The sequence below is a fragment of the Candidatus Dadabacteria bacterium genome, assembly GCA_009837205.1.
Classification (GTDB): Bacteria; Desulfobacterota_D; UBA1144; order Nemesobacterales; family Nemesobacteraceae; genus Nemesobacter.
On sequence record VXTZ01000017.1, the window covers coordinates 23764 to 43259 of the forward strand.

At 51.1% G+C, this 19496-nt stretch carries 17 protein-coding genes; 2 read left to right on the forward strand and 15 right to left on the reverse strand.

What is annotated here, in order from left to right:
- Window positions 1–93 precede the first annotated feature (93 nt).
- From F4Z13_03480 to F4Z13_03520, 9 genes are all read right to left on the reverse strand, one after another.
- A complete protein-coding gene (locus F4Z13_03480; GenBank protein ID MXZ48305.1) occupies window positions 94–2400 on the reverse strand; it encodes a TonB-dependent receptor in 2307 nt (768 codons plus the stop codon).
- A gap of 156 nt (window positions 2401–2556) precedes the next feature.
- Window positions 2557–3438 carry a transglutaminase family protein gene (locus tag F4Z13_03485; protein MXZ48306.1) on the reverse strand — a complete coding sequence of 294 codons (882 nt, stop codon included), beginning with the start codon at window positions 3436–3438 and terminating at the stop codon, window positions 2557–2559.
- The gene (locus tag F4Z13_03490) at window positions 3428–4165 is read right to left on the reverse strand and encodes a peptidase (GenBank protein ID MXZ48307.1); all 738 of its coding nucleotides are present in this window, start codon (window positions 4163–4165) and stop codon (window positions 3428–3430) included. Before F4Z13_03490 ends, F4Z13_03485 begins: the two co-directional genes overlap by 11 nt.
- Before the next feature lie 12 nt (window positions 4166–4177).
- The gene (locus tag F4Z13_03495; protein MXZ48308.1) at window positions 4178–5158 is read right to left on the reverse strand and encodes an alpha-E domain-containing protein; all 981 of its coding nucleotides are present in this window, start codon (window positions 5156–5158) and stop codon (window positions 4178–4180) included.
- The gene (locus F4Z13_03500; protein MXZ48309.1) at window positions 5152–6627 is read right to left on the reverse strand and encodes a circularly permuted type 2 ATP-grasp protein; all 1476 of its coding nucleotides are present in this window, start codon (window positions 6625–6627) and stop codon (window positions 5152–5154) included. The genes F4Z13_03495 and F4Z13_03500 overlap by 7 nt, the downstream gene beginning before the upstream one ends.
- Before the next feature lie 61 nt (window positions 6628–6688).
- Window positions 6689–8038 carry an ATP-dependent protease ATPase subunit HslU gene (hslU, locus tag F4Z13_03505; protein MXZ48310.1) on the reverse strand — a complete coding sequence of 450 codons (1350 nt, stop codon included), beginning with the start codon at window positions 8036–8038 and terminating at the stop codon, window positions 6689–6691.
- The gene (gene hslV, locus F4Z13_03510; protein MXZ48311.1) at window positions 8039–8575 is read right to left on the reverse strand and encodes an ATP-dependent protease subunit HslV; all 537 of its coding nucleotides are present in this window, start codon (window positions 8573–8575) and stop codon (window positions 8039–8041) included.
- Window positions 8576–8602: 27 nt separating this feature from the next.
- Window positions 8603–9478: a tyrosine recombinase XerC gene (gene xerC / locus F4Z13_03515; GenBank protein MXZ48312.1), complete on the reverse strand. Its 876-nt coding sequence runs from the start codon at window positions 9476–9478 to the stop codon at window positions 8603–8605.
- A 212-nt stretch (window positions 9479–9690) separates the two neighbouring features.
- A complete protein-coding gene (locus F4Z13_03520) occupies window positions 9691–10575 on the reverse strand; it encodes an EamA family transporter (protein ID MXZ48313.1) in 885 nt (294 codons plus the stop codon).
- Window positions 10576–10910: 335 nt separating this feature from the next.
- Between F4Z13_03520 and F4Z13_03525 the strand changes: the two genes are divergently transcribed.
- Window positions 10911–12221 (forward strand): oligosaccharide flippase family protein, encoded by a 1311-nt coding sequence (locus tag F4Z13_03525; GenBank protein ID MXZ48314.1) that lies wholly within the window; start codon window positions 10911–10913, stop codon window positions 12219–12221.
- Window positions 12222–12241: 20 nt separating this feature from the next.
- On the opposite strand, the gene F4Z13_03530 is transcribed toward F4Z13_03525, so the two are convergent.
- Genes F4Z13_03530 through F4Z13_03555 form a run of 6 tightly spaced genes read right to left on the reverse strand, consistent with a single transcriptional unit; the run spans window position 12242 to window position 18041 of the window.
- Window positions 12242–13426, reverse strand: coding sequence for a glycosyltransferase family 4 protein (locus tag F4Z13_03530; protein MXZ48315.1), 1185 nt, complete (start codon window positions 13424–13426; stop codon window positions 12242–12244).
- Between the two features lie 12 nt (window positions 13427–13438).
- Entirely contained in the window at window positions 13439–15361 is a 1923-nt protein-coding gene (gene asnB, locus F4Z13_03535) for an asparagine synthase (glutamine-hydrolyzing) (protein ID MXZ48316.1), read from the reverse strand.
- A 48-nt stretch (window positions 15362–15409) separates the two neighbouring features.
- Window positions 15410–15733 (reverse strand): FtsX-like permease family protein, encoded by a 324-nt coding sequence (locus F4Z13_03540; GenBank protein MXZ48317.1) that lies wholly within the window; start codon window positions 15731–15733, stop codon window positions 15410–15412.
- Window positions 15730–16113, reverse strand: coding sequence for a glycosyltransferase family 4 protein (locus tag F4Z13_03545; protein MXZ48318.1), 384 nt, complete (start codon window positions 16111–16113; stop codon window positions 15730–15732). The genes F4Z13_03540 and F4Z13_03545 overlap by 4 nt, the downstream gene beginning before the upstream one ends.
- A gap of 3 nt (window positions 16114–16116) precedes the next feature.
- On the reverse strand, window positions 16117–16824 hold the full coding sequence (locus tag F4Z13_03550) for a hypothetical protein (GenBank protein MXZ48319.1): 708 nt from the start codon (window positions 16822–16824) through the stop codon (window positions 16117–16119).
- 2 nt (window positions 16825–16826) lie between these two features.
- Window positions 16827–18041 (reverse strand): FtsX-like permease family protein, encoded by a 1215-nt coding sequence (locus tag F4Z13_03555; protein MXZ48320.1) that lies wholly within the window; start codon window positions 18039–18041, stop codon window positions 16827–16829.
- Window positions 18042–18233: 192 nt separating this feature from the next.
- Between F4Z13_03555 and F4Z13_03560 the strand changes: the two genes are divergently transcribed.
- On the forward strand, window positions 18234–19385 hold the full coding sequence (locus F4Z13_03560) for a glycosyltransferase family 4 protein (protein ID MXZ48321.1): 1152 nt from the start codon (window positions 18234–18236) through the stop codon (window positions 19383–19385).
- The last annotated feature ends 111 nt before the right edge of the window (window positions 19386–19496 follow it).

Sequence of the window (19496 nt, forward strand, 5' to 3'; positions counted from 1 at the left end):
GGGATGGAGAAGGGATTTCCGCCTGGGAATTCTCGTTTCAGCCACCGCGACTGCGACCGCTCATAATCGCCCCGGGGCGCAATTGCCGGTCCGTCAGCTCTTGTGCCGGTAGGTCAGCTGAACTCCGAAGATCCTGCCTTTTGCAAGCGGTGAGAACGTGCCGCCAAGAGGTGCCGACAGAGGTGGAAGGCCCAAGGTGCTGGGCAGCGTGCTGTCGCCCCCATGCTTGACTTCGTCAAGCAGGTTCTTGCCGTAAAGGCCGATTGAGAACCGGCCGTTTGCGGGAATGATGTCAATCCCGGCGTCAAGTATGTTCTGCTCCAGTATATAGCCCCTGTTGTCATCGGTGAAGTATGACTTGTCGCGGTAAGCGTAGCTTATTCGGGACGTCATCCGCCCCCAGCTGGCTGCTCCCGTGTCGTGTGTGAGTCCCACGCTGTAAGTCCACTTCGCGGCGCGGGGAAGCTCTAAAGCCAGATCTTTTACGTCAAGAGTCCCGTCTCGATTAAGGTCATGTTTTACTTTGGTGTACTCGGGATTGACGTACCCTACGGAGCCGATCACGAACAGGTTCTCCGCTATGGCGAACAGGCCGTCAAGCTCAAAGCCGTAGGCCTCAACATCGGCGGTGTTGTCGATCAACTGAACTATACCGAGTGCTGGATCGGGAAAGTTAATTTCCCTTTGCATGTCATCAATCATGTTGTAGAAGGCTGCTCCGTATAGACGGCCGCGGTCTTTTGTGACCTTGAATCCGGCCTCGAAGCTGTCGATTGTCTCTTCATCGTACGGTCCCGGGGAGTGGATGGGCGAAAGGTTGCGAAGGTTATAGCCTCCGGAGCGAAATCCTCTGGTCCAGTGTCCGTAAACGTTGGCTTCGCCGCTTATGTAATAAGTGGCGCCGACCTTGGGCGACCAGCTGTGCCATGTCTCCTCATCTATGAAATCAAACTCGCAGGCGGGACCTTCGACGATATTGCAAGACGGTAGCGGCGCAAGGGGACTGCTGGTGGGAATCAAAGCTATTTCGCCATCTCTTTTGTCACGCGTGTACCGGGTACCCGCGGTGAGCGTCAGCTGGCTTGTAAGATCATAGTCCAGAGAGAGGAAGAGGCCCAGAGTTTCAACGTCGTAGTTTCCGCCTCCGAACTGGGACACGTCCGTCCCTGGCGGGAAGGGAAGACCCGATGCCGCAATAGCGGCGGTAAGAAGAGATCGATGCTCGTGGTAGTTGATCTTGTTGCTGAAATAATAGACTCCTGCGGTAGCATTGAGTCTTTCAAAAAACCTGCCCGTGTAACGCAGTTCGTTACTCCACTGCCTGTAATGGCTCCATGCCTGCGCGCTCATTAATTCAAGCGGCGAGGCGTCGAGATCAACTGACGAGAAGGTTTCTGAATCGCGCCAGCCGAAAATGTTTGTTATCGTGCCGTTGCCAAAACCTACGTCCCAGTCCATCTGGGCGCTGAAAAAATGAGCTTCGTTTTCTCTTTTGCCTTCATTATTGATGCTGAAGTCGTGGCTGTCTCGGTCAAAGTTAGCCGCCGCGTTTGAGACGCCGAATCCGTTTGCGTGGTTCTGTGCCGCGGGGCCGTCGCCGTCGATGCTATCGTACTGGTATCGGAGCACCAAGCTCAGGTCGTCTGTGGGTTCCCAGACGAGCACCGGCCGTACCATTCGGACGTCTAAATCTCCGAAAGCTTTGCCGGTGTGGAGGTTCTTGAACCAGCCGTTATCCTGGTTTGTGTACGCGGTTATCCTGGCGCTAACGGTTTCGCCCAGAGGGCCTCCCACCGTGCCCATGTAGTAGCTGTTGAGACTCTCTCCTCCCCCCTCAAAAGAGGTGCGAAAGGACATCTCCAGAGTGTCTCCAGGTTTCTTCGTGTTGATGAGTATCGCGCCCCCGGTCACGTTACGCCCGAAAAGGATTCCCTGCGGACCTCTAAGCACCTCGATGCTCTCGATATCAAGCGTGTCGAACAGGGCGCCGCCGATGTTGGCCCCGAAATACACGCCGTCGACGAACACTCCCACGGTCGGGTCAACGGACGGTATGGAGCTGTTTATCCCGAGTCCGCGAATGGAGAAGTTAGCGATTCCCCCAACGGTGCCGATGTCGTCAAGCGCGACGTTGGGCATCTTTACAGCAAGACTTTCAAGGTTCCTTACCTTAAGAGCGTCGATCTGCTCGGAGCTGAAATGTGTTACCGAGAGGGGAACGTTCTGAATCGGCTCTTCCCGTTTCCGCGCCGTGACTGTGATCTTCTCAAGCAGGACGCTGCTTACGCCGAATGCGTCCTGGGCGTTTGCCGAGACGCCGCTTATAAGAGTAAGAACCGCGCCTACAGCGAAAGTGCCTAAGAGTGCTTTTAACCTGGATTTAAATTTTCTGCGAACCATTGAGATGTCTTCCCCCCTCTTTTTCGATAGCATGACCTGCATTTACCAATACTGCCCGGTGGCTTTTTTGGCCTCCCTCTAAAATCCCCATTATAGCATGAATTAAATTGTAATTGCACGACTTTTAAGGAGGACTCATCGTAGGATTTTTGTCCTCTAGAGAAGCCCTAGGGCTTTTTTCTCCCGTTTCCCCGTCTTTTTTACCCTTACACGGAACCGGAGTTCGACTTCGGCTCCGTCCCCATAGAAACTTCCTGAAACGGGAGCGATGAGGCCGTGGGTGGGACCGCTTGCGACCGCGACGTGACGGTCTGAGACTGCGAGACCCGAAGAGGGATCATAGCCTCTCCATCCTCCGCCCGGTATGTAGACCTCGGCCCAGGCGTGAAGCTCGTCTCCTTTTTTTCTTCTTGCGCTGAGCGCATAGCCGCTTACGTGCCTGCACGCAAGTCCCGTCGAGCGACAGACGGCCGCGAAAAGCTCCACGAGATCCCTGCAAGACCCCCTTTTTTCCCCGAGGGTTCTCTCTGCCGACCAAGGGCCACCCTGCTCCCTGACAACGTGGGGAAAGTTATCGTGTATGTGTTCACAGAGCGAGAGAATAAAATCCGTGGTTTTTCCCATGGTCTGCGAGAGAATCGTTTCGCGAAGTGGCGAGACCGCTAGGGCCGTTTTTTTGCTCACCGCCAGGTACGGGCGAAGAGCTGCCTTCTGCTCGCTAGGGTATTTCATCGGCAGATCAAGGAACCTTACGTCGGAAACTATGAAATCAAAAGGGTTTCCCCGAAGCGTCTCGACAACGCAACTGGTATTGATTGTAAGACTGTCGAACTCGCCCATAAACCATAGGGTAACGGTAGTGTTTCCGTCAAGATCCGAGTTCACGCTTCTTCCTGCTTCGGGGGGATCCGTCCTGAGCGAAAACATATGAGTCATTTGCCCCCCGCCGTTTCTCGGGCAAAGCCTCACGATGTGAGGGGCTAGGACCACTTTTTTTCCATAGGAATAAGTTGTGTTGTGATCTATGCTAAGCAGCACTTTTCGGGCTTTTGTTAAGAATTTTTCTTACCCATTCGGCGGGCATTTCCTCGGCCGATTTTCTGAGCCTCTCTTGCCACCAATCGGATATATCTGCCAGTTCGTTTTCGTTGAACCTGTACTGCTCGAGGGAAAATGAATTGCTTCTGTAGACTACGATGTCTATCGGAAAATCGACGTCTATGGCGTTTATGCGGCTTGAATCAAACGCAAGGTATGCGATGCGAAGCGCGACATCGAGGCTGGTGTCGTAGGTAAGGGTTCTTTTTATTATCGGTTTTCCGTATTTCGACTCGCCTATTATAACATAGGGAGAGGTGGTTCCCACGTTGATCCAGTTTCCTTGGGGATAGACGAGAAAAAGCTGGGGCTCGGGGTCGTTTTCGAACTGCCCTCCTATTATGGAGTACATGTTGAAGGTAAACCCCGATTTGGAAAGAGCCTCACCGTCTTCCTCTTTCACCCTCCGAAGCTCCCTTGAGAAAATGTTCACTGCCTTGTAGAGGCGGTCAAGGGATTCCTGGGAGTGCTCAAGGGACTCGTCAAGATAGGTAATAGTCTTGTCTCTCGCGGAGCGAAGTCCCGAGGTCATAAGGAAAAACGATTTATCCCCGGTCCTGTGGGTAGTGACTTTCTTTGCCCGTATGGCTTCGTTTCCCGTTATTATGAGGTTGTCGGCAAGACCGATTATCCCTTCTTTTAGTCTCATTCCCACGCAGAAAGTCATCTGTTTCCTCTCTCAGATATTGTCAAACTCCCGAAGGGTGCTGTCTGTTATGCTGTAGCCGAAGTAATCGTCGTATATGCGGTTTCCGACCTCGTTTATGTGGGACTGAAAACTGCTTAAGTACTCGTGCATTCCACGCTGTATTATCTCCCCGACGCTTATGAACCGAAGATCCGATAGAAGCCTTCCCATCTCTTTTTCGGTTTCGTTGTTATAGGAGCCGGCAGGACTGTTAGATATGCAGTGAAGCGACTCGTCGGCCTGCCCAACGCAGTAGATTATCGAGCGTGGAAACTGGTTATCAAGGATGAGAAAATCGAGCACGTTGCCTATGGATATCTGTTGATGCTTCGCCTTGTAGGTCTCAAGGGCACTTGTCGATTTAAGAAGGGCTATCCACTGCATGTTGTCTATCGACGTTCCCACGAGTTCAGCCTTGGGAAGCAGGGTGTAGTACTTGACGTCGAGTATCCTGGAAGTGTTGTCGGCTCGTTCCATTTGCTTTCCGAGTTCTGAGAAATGCCACGCCTCGCCGTGGGATATGCTTATGTACCCGGATCCGTGAAAAAGAAGGCTCTGCACTTTTGCCACTTCGCAGAACTTTCCGGGATTGTCGAGCAGCTTCTGCTTGGCTTCGTCGCTGTTCAGCTTGTGGTAGAAGCGGTTTATTAGAAGCCACATCTCAGAAGAGATTATCTCCCTAACGGAACTTGCGTTCTCACGGGCGCAGTTAACGCAGGAGATGATCGAGTTCGGGTTGTTGCGGTCAAGTACCATGAAGTTTATTACGTTTTCCCGGGTAGTGCTGTCATAAAGGCTTCTGAAAAGCTCCATGTCTCCCGTCACCTTTACTATGGGGTCCCATTCCTGCTCAACGGAGTCATGGGTGTCAATGGCGAGGCCTAGGTTTACGCTTATAAGCCTCGCAGTGTTCCCTGCGCGCTCGGCGTAGCGGCTCATCCAGTATATAGACTCTGCGACGCGACTTAGGATTTTCTGCCTCCTTTGCCCCCGGCGTTCTTTGCGGGAGCAAGCACCCAAGTGTCCTTGCTTCCGCCTCCCTGAGACGAATTGACTATCATCGAACCTTTGCGCAACGCTACTCTGGTAAGGCCTCCGGGCAGGACGAATATTTCTTTTCCGTAAAGAATGAAGGGTCTCAGATCGACATGGCGTCCCTCGAAGTGATCGTCCACTATCACGGGAGCACGGGAGAGGGACATAGTCTTCTGGGCTATGTAGTTTCTGGGATCCGCTTTTATATCTCTTTTGGCTTGGGCCAGCTCCTCTTTCGTCGCTTTGGGTCCGAACACTATCCCGTATCCTCCAGATTCATTCGCGGGCTTTACGACCAGCTTCTCTATATTGTCGAGTACGTATTTTCTGGCTTCATCCTCCTCGCAGATATACGTCGGCACGTTCGAGATTATGGGATCTTCTCCCAGGTAGTACTTTATTATCTTCTCAACGTAGGCGTATATTATCTTGTCGTCGGCCACTCCTCCTCCTGGGGCGTTGGCTATGGCGACGTTTCCGGCCTTGTACGCGCCGAAAAGCCCCGGAACTCCGAGCACTGAATCCGGGCGGAACACCTGAGGGTCAAGGAAGTTATCGTCTATCCTTCTGTATATGACGTCCACTTTTTCAAGCCCCTTAGTGGTCTTTAGGTAAACGAAGTTCTCTACCACGACGAGATCCCTTCCCTCGACAAGCTCTATTCCCATCTCCTTTGCCAGAAACGAGTGTTCGAAGTAGGCCGAGTTATATATCCCCGGGGTGAGAAGCACCACCTTGGGGTTAGCCGTTCTGTCAGATAGCAGATACTGGAGGGTGTCATGAAGGTGGAGCCCGTAATCGCTTATGGGCATTATCTCGACGGTGCCGAATACCTTGGGAAACGTGCGTTTCAGAAGTTCGCGGTTCTCAAGCACGTAGGAGACGCCGGAGGGGGAGCGCAGGTTGTCTTCGAGGATGTAGAAGTTTCCGTCCGAATGTCTTATAAGGTCCGTTCCCGTGATATGGCACCAGATATTCTTCGGCGGGGAAAAACCGACGCAGTCAAGGCGAAACTCCCTGCTTGAGAGAATGAGTTCCTTGGGAACCACTTTGTCCCTCAGAATCTTCCGGTCGTTGTATATGTCGTCTATGAAGAGGTTAAGCGCGTGGATTCTCTGCTTGAGGCCCCTTTCTATGAGCTCCCAGTCCTCGGCAGACACTATCCTAGGAATTATGTCGAAGGGGAAAATGTTCTCCTCGGAGCCCTTCTTTTTCTCCGAGTAGAGGGTGAAGGTGACCCCCATCTCGAAAAGGTTCATCTCGGCCGCTTTCTGCCTCTCGATCAGCTCTCCGCCTGAGAGACTCTCTATCCTGTCGGTTAAAAAGCGGGTCCACTCATGCGGGGTGGCGTTATCCTTGAATACCTCGTCGTAAAAGCCTTCCGTGTCGTAGTTTTTAAAATTCATCGCGATTCCAAGGAATTTTCCCGAAAAACCTAACTAAAAGTGAAGGTTATGCAAAAGCTTCCTAGAGTATATACCTGCTTAGGTCCCTGTCCTTGACGATGTCGGCTATTTTCTCCTCAACATAGCTTTTGTCTATGGTGAATTTCTTCTCCTTCATGTCGGGAGCGTTAAAGGAGATCTCATCAAGTAGCTTCTCGAGAACGGTGTGAAGCCTCCTTGCCCCTATGTTCTCGGTAGAGCTGTTAACTTCGGCTGCGGTTTCGGCTATTTTCTCTATTGCTTCGTCAGTGAAAGAGAGTTTTATGTCCTCGGTCCTCATAAGCTCGGTGTACTGTTTTATGAGAGCATTTTTGGGCTCGGTGAGGATCCGTATGAAGTCGTCTTTGGTGAGCGCCTCAAGCTCAACTCTTATGGGAAAGCGCCCTTGGAGCTCGGGTATGAGGTCGGACGGCTTTGAGACGTGAAACGCCCCGGCTCCTATGAAGAGTATGTGGTCGGTCCTTACCATCCCGTGCTTCGTGGTGACGCTGCTCCCTTCGATTATAGGGAGAAGATCCCTCTGCACCCCTTCCCTTGAAACATCAGGCCCCGAGACGCCGTTTTTTCCGGCGACCTTGTCTATCTCGTCTATGAAGATTATTCCCGAGTTCTCGGTTCTCTCGAGAGCTAACTGGGTAACTTTGTCCATGTCTATCAGTCTTCGGGCTTCCTCTTCGGTGAGAATGTCCATGGCCTCGGGAACCTTAACCTTTCTTACTTTCGATTTTTTGGGCATGAGGCTTCCGATCATCTCCGAGATTCCGGGGTCCATCTCCTCAACTCCCGCCTGGCTGAACACCTGTATGGGAAGGGTCCTCGCCGTTATCTCTATCTCGACTTCCCTGTCGTCAAGCTTTCCGTCCCAAAGAAGCTTTCTCATCTTTTTTTTGGTCTCGCTCATTTTTCTCTTAGCCTCGTCCATGTCTTCCTCCGTCCCAGTGACGGGACGAGTCGGAACGAGCAGGTCAATGAGCTTGTCCTCGGCAAGCTCCCTAGCCCTCGTGTTAACCGAAAGGGTCTCCTCCTCTGTTACCATGTTGACGGCTATTTCAGTTAAGTCTCGTATCATTGACTCAACATCTCTACCCACGTACCCAACTTCGGTGAACTTTGACGCCTCGACCTTTACGAAGGGGGCCTGGGCAAGTTTCGCCAGACGCCGGGCTATCTCTGTTTTTCCCACGCCGGTGGGTCCCATCATAAGTATGTTCTTTGGGGATATCTCGTCGCGAAGCTCGGGCGATACCTTCTGCCTTCTCCACCTGTTCCTGAGCGCCACGCCCACGGCCCTTTTGGCCATGTTCTGTCCGACTATGTACTTGTCTAGCTCCGATACTATTTCCCTCGGGGTGAGGTAGGATTCTTGGGACATTTAATCTATTTCCTCTATCGATATGTGACTATTTGTGTAAATGCAGATTCCGGCTGCGATCTCAAGTGAGCACTCGACTATTTCCGTGGCGGAAAGCTCCGAGTGCTTGGCAAGCGCCAAAGCTGCCGCTTGGGCGAAGGGACCTCCCGATCCTATGGCTATCACGCTCTCATCGGGTTCTATTACGTCTCCGCTTCCCGAGATTATGAGCATGGTTTCAGAGTTAGCGACTATCAGCAGGGCCTCGAGCCTTCTCAGGATTCTGTCCGATCTCCATTCCTTTGCGAGTTCGACTGCTGCACGCTCAAGGCTTCCGCTGAATTCCTCAAGCTTTCCATCGAACTTGTCAAAAAGCGTCATCGCGTCTGCCGTTGAACCCGCGAATCCGGCGCAGATTTTCCCGCCGCGCATTTTTCTTATCTTGTTCGCTTTATGCTTTACCGCGGTTGCTCCCATGGTTACTTGGCCGTCGCCTCCTAACGCCACCCGACCGTCTTTTTTAACGCAGAGTATCGTGGTTCCGTGAAATTGGCTCATAATCTTTTCCCCTTTCTCCCGTTGCCTCTAGGCGTTCGGGTGAGTCTTGTCGTACACTTCCATTATCCGCTCGACCGAGAGGTGGGTGTATCTCTGGGTCGTCGAGAGACTCGCGTGACCGAGCATCTCCTGGATTGCCCGAAGGTCTGCGCCGCCCGCAAGCAGGTGGGTGGCAAACGAGTGTCTAAGTACGTGGGGACTCACGTTTTTCGATATCCCCGATACTAGGCCGTACTTTTTTATTATCCGCGCCAGACTTCTTGTGGTTATTCCGCCTCCGCGAGAGTTCAGGAATATATGGTCGGATGCGGGTTTCAAGGTTTCTCTTATGTCAAGATACTCCCCGAGAGCGGAAAGTGCCTTTGATCCCACGGGAACGATTCTCTCTTTGTTTCCTTTCCCGCGAACCCTTATTATCGCTTCTCCCATGCTGAGGTCGGCGAGCGTGGTTCCCGCAAGTTCGCTTACACGAAGGCCGCTTGAATAAAGAAGCTCAAGAATCGCTCTATCGCGTACCCGAAGCGGATTTTTCTCAGAATCCTTTACGTCGACCAGATTGAACACCTCGTCCACGCTTAAAAACACTGGGAGGTGCTTTTCCTTTTTAGGGGTGCGCACGAGTTTTGCGGGATTCTGCGCTGCGAGGCCTTTTCTTACCAGATACGAGAAAAAAGATCTTATCGCCGATACTTTTCTCTCGACTGAGGAGGGGGAGTTTTTTCCGTAGAGCGTTGAGACGTATGCGTTTATTGTCGCAATGTCCGCGTCCTCAATTTTTTTCTTTTCCTTTAAGAGAAAATCGTGGAAATTCTCAAGATCGCCCCTGTAGGCCTTTACGGTGTGCTCCGAGTAGTTTCTTTCGTCCGAGAGGTGCTTTATGAAGCTTTCGAGCAGTTCGTTCATCTATTCTGAAATATATACGCTCATTTGCTTTGGACAAGGGATAAAAAAGTATTGTTAGCAGTGGATAAGAAATTAGAAGCGGGAAGAAAAATCAGGAACTGTAGAGTTTGGCAGGACTCTAAATAATTCCCAAAGTATATATAAATGCTGAGGGGCTCGGAACATCAGGCTGCCAAACTGTGGTGAATTGAGGCTGTATTTGAATATCCGCATCATTTTCCTACCTTTGCTTCCTTGCAGGTTGATGCAAACAACAGATCCTTTGCGGCCACCACGGCGCCTCCAGTGATCAAAACGCAGGCAAGGGCGATGCGCCAGTCGGCTTGGCCTACACCTGATGCAACAAGTATTAAGGTTGAAAGCAACGGCGCTGCATAGCTCGCAGAGCCTAGGACCCGGATATCGCCGTGTTTAACGCCAAAGTCCCAAGCGTAAAATGCTGCCCCAACCGGTAGCAGTCCAAGGCCTGCGACGGCTAGCCATTGTCCGGTTCCTTGCGGCCAGACCGTCTGTTCCAGCGCCAGATGGCAGATAAGTGAAAAAAAGGCTGTTACTGCGCAGAATCCGGTGACGACATCGGTCGGAACCGCGCCAAACCGCCGTGACAGAAGCGAGTAGGCGGACCAGGTAAAAGCGGAAAGCAGCGCCGCGCTGTAACCGAAGGCAAAGCTGTCATCGAAAGAAAGGCTGTTTTTCGAAACAATCAGTACTGTCCCCGCCAGACCAGCCAGTACGCCTGTTATGTGGTGCCAGCCGAGCCGCTCTCCGGGAAGGAACGCTGCCCCGACGACGATCAGCAGGGGCCAGAGATAACCGATCAGACTTGCTTCGACAGCCGGTGCATTCCGCAGGGCGGTGAAGTAGAAAAAATGATAGCCGAATAGCCCTCCAACACCGAGACACCATATGCGCAAGGGTTGGCGCAGATTGCGAAAGCCCGACGGCTTTGCGGCAAGCGCGATCAGTCCGATGGAAGCGGCGATCGAAAAACACATTGCGGCAAGCTGGAAGGGAGGCACTTCCCCTGATGAGGCCGTCAGAAGGGCCAGTAGCGACCACATAAGGATTGCGCTAAATCCTATAAGTGTTGCTCGCATTAAATATTTCTTCCGTTGTATGAGTGCAGGCCTGAAGGGTAGCGAAAACTGCCTTGGCTGTGATAACCCAGCTTCAACTTTGCCTTCCTTTAACCCCGCTTCGTGCTTGATGGAGATGTACAGGGTCAGGTTTACTATTACTTTACTTCTTTTATTATGCAATACGGCTTTAAAGTTGCGGAAACACTTTTGGTAAAGACGAAGAAACTATCCGGGCGACCCGTGCTGTTCTCAAAAGCAGAAAGCGAGACTGCCAAAAAGCCCGAAGCGGTGCTTAGACAATTTGTCTGTCTGCTGTATACAGATGACAGAAAGTGTTTCCATATTCCAGGAACATGAGTGAACTCAGAGCAGAAAAAAGACAATTCATGAAAAATGTGTCCTGGCTTGTTGTCGCCAAATCCGTTCCCTCCGCTGCCAATATAGTTGAAATGATCGTTCTGGCAAGAGTGCTCGGCCTCGAACTCTTCGGTCTGCTTACCCTTATCATAGCCTACGTTAAGGTAGTGAGTTCGCTTGTGGATTTCAGGGTATGGGAATCCGTCGTTAGATATGTGGGTGAGTTCCTCGAGAAAAAAGAATCGGAACATGCCCTGTCGATGATAAAGTTCTCCTACATGGTCGATGCCGCGGGGGGTCTGCTGGCCTTTGGGGTATGTTTGCTGCTTGCCGGGGTGGCAAACGACATATTCATAAAGTCTCAGGATGGTTTCGATTTAGTTCTGATCTTTTCCCTGACTCTCGTAGTCGCAAGCGTCAACACCACGTCGGAAGCGCTTTTCAGGGTGTTTGACCGGTTCAAGACGATAGTTTTCGTGCAGTCGGCAAAAGCGGTTTTCAAACTTAGTTCCGTGCTTGCGGCGCTGTATATGGGTTACGGAATAAAGGGCGTGCTAGTTGCCTATGTGGCGGTTTCCTTCTTTGAGTTTGTGCTTACCCAGATAGTTGTGAACAGAATGCTGAGGGACAAGGGACTTCACACCTGGCTTTCCTCAAAAGTAGGACTTCTCTCCGGCAGGATGAGGGAGATAACTTGGTTTCTGCTTAACACGAGCTTTAACGCCACGCTTACGATCGCTAACGAAGGAAAAGTGGCCGTTTTGATCCTAGGTTATTTCTTTGGAAGCGGTGCGGCGGGGCTTTACAAGATAGCAAGGGCCGTGATCAAGGTGGTTAACAGGATTACGGATCCCCTGCACGAGGCCATTTTCCCGAGACTCGTGAGTTTTTCAACGTCAAACCTCTACGACAGATTTGCCGAAATCTTGAAGTTCTCGGTTAGGAGCCTGCTTAAGCTTGTAATCCCAGTCCTTATTATAGTACTTCTCTTCACGGAACAACTGATAAGCCTTATTTTCGGTGACCAGTACGTGCCTGCCTCCAATACCATGAGGGTGCTCGCCGTGGCCGTTCTTTTTACGGGCGGAACGTTCTGGCTCACGCCGATGCTCCTTGCGATCGGAAGACCTGGACTTAGGACCGCGGTCAGCACGTTTAAAGTCCTCACATACTTGGTCTTGCTGCTTTTGCTGGTTCCAGAGTATTCGTATTTCGGAGCCGGCATCGCCTATCTGATCGTGGAATTCGGGCATTTTCTGGCGACCGTTTATCTTGCCCGGAAATTCAGCCGTGAGTATCTGGGGTAACTTCCTGAGACGGATCCATATTATGCCCGGTAGCCGATTACTCCGAGGTACTTATCGATCATTCCCTCCTCGGTGAAGTCTTCAAGCATTTTCTGTTTTCCCCTGGCCCCGAATTCCCTGCCTTTGTCTTCGTCAGAAAGAAGTTCTACGAGATATTGCGCGATTCTTGGAACGTTGTTTCCGTCCGTAACGTAGCCGCTCCTTCTCTGCTCGACGGCTTCCTTGCCCCCGCCGTCAACTCCCGTGACTATAGGCTTTCCCCTTGCAGCAGCCTCGATCAGGACGTTTGGGAGTCCCTCGATGTTCTCCTCGCTCGGTATCGTCCGGTTAACCATTGCGAAAATGTCGCACGCGTCATAGAAGATCCACACGTCTTCGTGGCGTACCGATCCGGCAAAAACAACCCTGTCCCCAAGCCGCTTGCTTGCCACCAGATCCCTAAGAGCTTTTTCGTAACGTCCCTCCCCGGCGATTACGTACCTGAAGTTTGTGTACTTCTCCCTTACGGCGGAGAGGGCTTCTATTACCTTGTCCTGTCCCTTTCCCCGAGTGAGCCTCGAGACGGTAAGAATCATTTTCTCTGAGGGCTCGATGCCGTATTTTTCCCTAAGCCGCCGCACGGCTGCGGGGTCGGCCTCGCGCAGGATAAGCTCCCTGGGTGTACCGTTGTGTATCACTCCCACTCTTTCGCCGGGGATTCCCGACTCGATGAACATCTGCCTTGTAGATTCACTCGGGCCTATGATCTTGTGAGCCCTCCTGTAAAGCCTGTTCATGAACCGGGCCTGAACCCTGTTTTTAAACCGCTGCCCGAGAAGAAATTTTTTGGCCTCCCGTCCCGCCACCCTCGCGATGATTCTGTACTTTCGGGGATCAAGCGGCGAGATGCCCCCGGCGAAGTGGGCTTCTCTCGTTACAAGCAGCACCGCATCCGGCGTGTTGGAAGATAGATACCTTGAAAGCGATATCCACCCGGCGATCTCCTTTACCGGGGACGGGGCTCCGTGGTTTCTGGTGAAGGCGCTCATTCTTCGAACAGCGAAGTCAGAATCTCCGTCTGCCGCGGCGTCTTCCTCGGAGTAGCCCGGGGCAAGGACCGTAGTATCTATACCGGCTTTCGCAAAGCCTTTTGCAAGCTTGTAGCTTGTCGTTGCCAGTCCGCCTTGGAAAGGCGGGAATTCATGGGTGTAGAGAAGAACTTTCATGCCCGAACGTTTTTAATGCCATCTCTCATGCCACATCTGGAACATGAGCAAGTTCCATATCCGAGGTGCCCCAGGGGATGAATGATCGTAGAATCTTTTTTTCCACCGGGAGATCTCGCCTGGGTCAAACACCCCGCTTTTTCTTATCGCCTCAGGGCTTAGGTAATTTTCGACAAGGGGCCGAAGCCTACCCCTGAGCCACGAATCAACGGGACTTGAAAATCCTTTTTTCGGGCGGTCGTAAAGCTCAGCGGGTATGTGCCTTGAAAGTATTTTCTTTAAGATATACTTGCTTTCCCCGTTCCTGTACTTGAGATCAAGGGGAATTCTTGCCGCAAGATCAACGACCCTGTGGTCAAGCAGCGGCTCCCTCGCCTCAAGGCCCGTACTCATGGACGCCCTGTCTACCTTGGTCAGTATGTCATCGGGAAGCCAGACGTTAAAATCGGCGTAAAGCATCTGTGTCCAGAGCTCCTCGCTGTGTATGGCGGCAAAATCAGACTTGAACGTCTCATCGTGAAAATCCCGGTTTTCCCTGAATATGCCCGCAAAGTCTTCAGGAGCCCATGTTCCGAGCCTCCGTCTATACATCTCGGCCATGTCGTTTTCCATTATGCCGAGCAAGGCCGCCCGGTTTCTCTCGTAGTTTCTGGTGCGCCCGGTAATCCAGGAACATCTGAGGGTTTTTCCCACGGACTCGAATTTTTCGACACTGAGGCCGCAAAGTGCGGCCTTGAGTCCCCGTCTCAGCGCTCCGGGTGTCCTTCTGACCGCCTCTGCGAGACGCACGGATTTTGAGTAGTAGTTATATCCGCAGAAAAGCTCGTCTCCCCCGTCTCCCGACATCACCACCTTTACGTGCTCCCTCGCAAGCCTAGACAGTATGCATGTCGGTATTGACGAAGTGTCGGCGAAAGGCTCGTCGTAAATCGACGGGATATCGGACACGGTCTCAAGTGCGGTGTCTTCCGATACGTAGAATTCCGTGTGCTCGGTTCCCAGATATTCTGCGAGTTTTTTCGCCCAAACGGCCTCGTTGTATTTTTCCTGCTCGAACCCTATGGTGAAGGTCTTAAGCGGCGTCGGGATGTTTTTCTGAAGGAGCGTGGCCACTGTGCTTGAATCTATGCCTCCGCTCAAGAAAAGCCCGACGGGCACATCTGAAACCAGCCTGTACTTAAGGGAATCAAGCATGGTTTCCTCAAGTATATCGCAGGCCTCTTCCTCGTCGATGTCATAAGGATGGGCGTTATAGGATTCCGTTATGTCCCAGTACCTGTGCTTTTCAAGCTGCCCGTCGTGCAGGCAGAAGTAATGGCCGGGCTCAAGCTTAAAGGTGTTCTCGAATATGGTGTAAGGGCTTCTTATGTAGTTGTATCTCAGGAAAAGCGCGAGACCGTCGGGGTTTATCCTCTTCTGAAATCCCGGATGCTCCATTACGGCCTTTAGTTCCGAACCGAAAAGAAAAAGCCCGTTTTCTCTGTAGTAGTAAAGCGGCTTTATTCCCACGCGGTCCCTCGCGAGGTAAAGCCTGCTCTCCCTCTCGTCCCAGATTGCAAGGGCGAACATGCCTATGAACTTATGTAGGCACTCTATACCCCATTCCTCGTAGGACCTGATCAGCACTTCGGTATCGGAATTGGTTCTGAAAACGTGGCCCTTTTGCCGAAGTTCTTCCCTGATTTCCTTGTAGTTGTATATCTCGCCGTTGTAGCTTACCTGTATCCCGCCGCCGTCATTTGCCATGGGCTGGTTTCCCCTCTCGGAGAGATCTATGATCGAGAGTCTCGTATGTCCGAGACCTACAGTCCTGTCCGGGTTAACGTAGGTGCCCGAGTGGTCGGGGCCCCTGTGACGTAGAGTGTTGGTCATGGCCGAGATCACGGCTGCACTGACGGTTGCTCCGGGACTGTAGATGCCTGTTATGCCGCACATTGTTTCAAGATTGTCTCGCTTTGCGCCGGGACACGCGCCCCGAAGATATCACTCATATCTCAGGGCCTCTATGGGATTTAGCTGCGCTGCCTTTCTCGCCGGGTATATGCCGAAGACAATTCCGACAAGGGCCGAGAACAGGAAAGCCACCAGTATCGCGAGTATGGATATCTGGGTCGGCCACCCGGTAAGGGCAGAAGCCAGCTTCGAGACAAGTATCCCGACCACCGTCCCTATAGCCCCGCCGACAAGGGAGAGCAGAACTGATTCTATGAGAAACTGTACCAGTATGTTTTTCTCCTTGGCTCCCACCGCGAGGCGAATTCCTATCTCTCTCGTTCTCTCCCCTAAGGAAACCAGCATTATGTTCATTGGGAATTATATTTTATTTCTAGACTTTTGCGCGGATTGTTTATCTCCGCAACGACCGTGGGAATACCAAGAATTTTCCCTGCAACTGCTCCGGGAAATTCCATAAGACGACAATATATAACATTTGGCTTTTTGCTTCTTGCCGCCCGAATAATAGCCAAAACTTGGAAAATGACGCCCCAAAAAGGCATTCTTGATGCCAACCTAAAGCATGAAACTATTTCTACTTCGGGAACTATCTTGTCTAGCATCTCTCCCTTTTTTTTCACCACCAGCAAGGAAACCTCTATATTTCTCCGGGAAAGATGGTTTGCCATATAGGCAATCTGTCTCTGCGCGCCACCCACCTCCATGCGTTCAACCACAAACATCACTTTCATTGATTATTTCCCCGTAATTCTGATGCTTTGCTCTTGTGCCCCAGCTTTTGAAGATTTCACTTGCATAAAGCACGAGTAAAAGACGAAGATAAAGAATGTTTCAGCAAGCAACTTGGAGCCTCCTTCAATTACAGGCAGGACTATAGCTAATTTTGAAACAAGTATTTCATCTGAAATTATTTTAGGAATCACATCATCTCTGTTAGTTATAAAATCAATCGAGATTCTGAGAAATAAAAACAAGAAACCCACTGCTAAGTAGGGTATGGATTTCGCAAATTTTATTAACTCATTCTTATATGAGTAAAGTACCGCGATTCCAAGCGTAGCGTAGATAAGAATTATCGCATCGTCTATTCTGTCTGTAAGACCTGTTTCCGGCATGTCGAGCACCTTATGGATCGCTTTGTCCACATTTTCATGTATTGATAACAATTCATCAAATGCTAAAAAAATAAATCCGCAAGCCACAATGAACCAGATTGAATGATCGTTATTGAAGCTAAAATTTCCACCGGGAGGTTTCCTCTCCGTGTAAATGTTCCAGCTGAGGTATGAAATTATCAAAAGCTTTATGAAGGAAATCCATGTGAATAAATTAAATTCTTTGAAATATTCTTTGGGATTATCAGAGAAAATCGAGATGGAAACAATAAGAATTAGGTCAAACAACAGCAATAACAAGAGAACGGTGAACTTGCCTTTGTTCATGCTTACTCGTATCTAAGAGCTTCTATGGGATTTAGCTGCGCTGCTTTTTTGGCGGGGTATATACCGAAGACTATACCGACAAGGGCCGAAAACAGAAAAGCTACCAGTATTGCCAGCACGGATATCTGGGTAGGCCAGCCGGTTATCGTCGAAGCCACCTTGGAGATCAGTATTCCGATCGCCGTTCCTATCGCGCCGCCTACAAGGGAAAGAAGTACGGATTCGATTAGAAACTGAACCAGTATGTTTTTCTCCTTGGCCCCCACGGCAAGCCTGATGCCTATTTCCCTTGTTCTTTCCCCTACCGAAACGAGCATTATGTTCATTATCCCGATCCCTCCCACAACAAGCGAGATCGACGCTATGCTTCCGAGAAGCACTGTAAGGATCCTCGAGACGTTTTTTATGGTTTTTATCTGCGTCTGCTGAGTTCTTACGGAAAAATCGTCTTCCATTTTATCCTTGATTCCATGCTGTCTGCGCAGAACTTTTTCCACTTCCCCCTGGGCGAGAATCAGATCGTAGGCGGGGTCTACGAAAATCGTGATTCTGTCAAGCGATCTGGTGCCGACAAGCCTCTTCTGAACGGAGGTATAGGGAAGCAGGACGATATCGTCCTGGTCTTTTCCGCTGGGAGTTGGGCCGATAGGGGACATAACCCCTATAACCCTGTAGGTGTATTTGCCGATTCTTAGGCTTTTTCCTATGGGGTTCTGGCTTCCGAACAGGTTTTCCTTCACGGTTTTCCCCAGTACGCAGACAAGGGCCGCTCCCCGTACGTCGATTTCATTAAAGAACGTCCCCCTCTCGGGAAACCAGTCGTTTATGAATATGAAGTCTTTTCCTGTTCCTATCACGGCGGTAAAAACGTTTCTGTTTCCCGAGACCACGTTGGCGGTCGTGTTGGATATTGCTGAGACGTACTTGACAGCTTCGAGGTTTCCTATTGCTTCTACATCTTTACCGGTAAGCGGTTTTACGTTTCCCGCGAGGAGGGTTTTTCCGCTTTTTGTAATTTTTCCGCTCTTTACTGCCAAGGAATTAGCTCCGAGGGAAGCGAGCTGTCCTTCTATCATTTTCTTTGCGCCACCGGTTATCGATACGAGCGAAATCACGGCCGCGACCCCTATGATTATTCCTAGGGTGGTGAGAAACGATCTTACCTTGTTGCTCTTTATCGCCCTGTATGAGATATCGATCGAGAGAAGCGGGTTCATGAGGCTAATTCTAACTGATTGGTGCAGGCGCGGTGTCGGGAACAGTTCGGATTTAAGGATGGGCGGCGTTCAAGGTAAAATAGCCTCAAGCGAGCTTCTGATCCCGAAGCATCCGCTTTTTACGCAAGCAATTCTCCCCAGGGTAGGTCGGGGTTATGAGTCAAGCTGAGGAAGAAGGAGGGTTAAACCCGCATGAAAAAATACGAAGGACTGAGGGTGCTTTACGTAGGAAGCCACCCGCTTTTTACAGAAGGGGCCAGCGCCGTTCACATGCTCAAGATGTGCCAGGCGATGACCAACCTTGGAATCGAGGTTGAGTGCGTTCTGCCGGGGCGCGTTAACAAGAAAAGACTTTTTTCGTATTACGGTATCAAGAATCCTTTTCGTGTAACCTCGATTGTGCTTTCGGGTGGGCTTGCCAGACGGCCGCTACATGGTTTTTTAAGCTCCTTTTATGCTTGCGGAGAAAAAGAAAATTTTGATCTCGTGCTCACTAGGGACCTTATCTTCGCTTGGTTCGCAACCAAAATTTTCGGGGTGCCAACGGTCTACGACGCTCACCACCCTCCGGTTAACTGGTCAGCCGAAAGAATAATAGGTTCTTTTTCCCGCTCGAAGAACCTGCTCGGGATGTCCTTTAATTCGCGGGGTCTACACGACATATACTTCTGCCTCGGGATGACTGGGCAAAATCCCATGGTGGCCCCGAACGGCTTCGAACGGGAGGCGTTCGAAGGAGAACATGACATTTCCTCGCTTCGGGAGCGCCTCGGTCTTCCGCTCGAGAGAAAAATAGTGTGCTACTGTGGAAACACTTACAGGGGAAGGGGGCTTGAGATTCTGGTGCGCGCCGCGGCGCAGATGCCCGAGGTTGAGTTTCTCATTGTCGGAGGCAGGGAACGGGATAATGCGCTTTGGCGCGAGATGGCGAGGCAGGAAGGATCGACCAATCTCAGAATAGAGGGGTTTGTGCGACAACGGGAAGTACCTTCTTACCTCCTTGCTTCAGATGTTTTGGTCATGCCCTATTCGTCCAAGGTAACTATAAGGGACGGGACGGAAGCCGGTAAGTTTACTTCTCCGCTTAAGCTTTTCGAGTATATGGCCGCTGGAAAACCCATTGTTGCAACCGGGGTTCCGTCGGTTCTTGAGATACTGCGTCCGGGGGAGAACTCGGTTGTTACTCCTCCTGATAACGAGGGGGAGTTTATTCGGGCACTTGGCCTCGTGCTTGCTGATTCAGAGCTTTGCGTGCGGATTTCAGAAGGGGCCCGCTCGGACGCGACGGAATATACGTGGGAGAAGAGAGTGGAGAGGATAATTGAGATGGCTGGAGTTTTGTAAGTTTTCACTCTGGTCTTAAAGTCTTACAAGGAGATGGTCTCCGCAATCTCCTTAAATTGACGTATGAGTTGTCAGTCAGCCTTATGTATTCGTGCGGTCGGTAGAGTATCC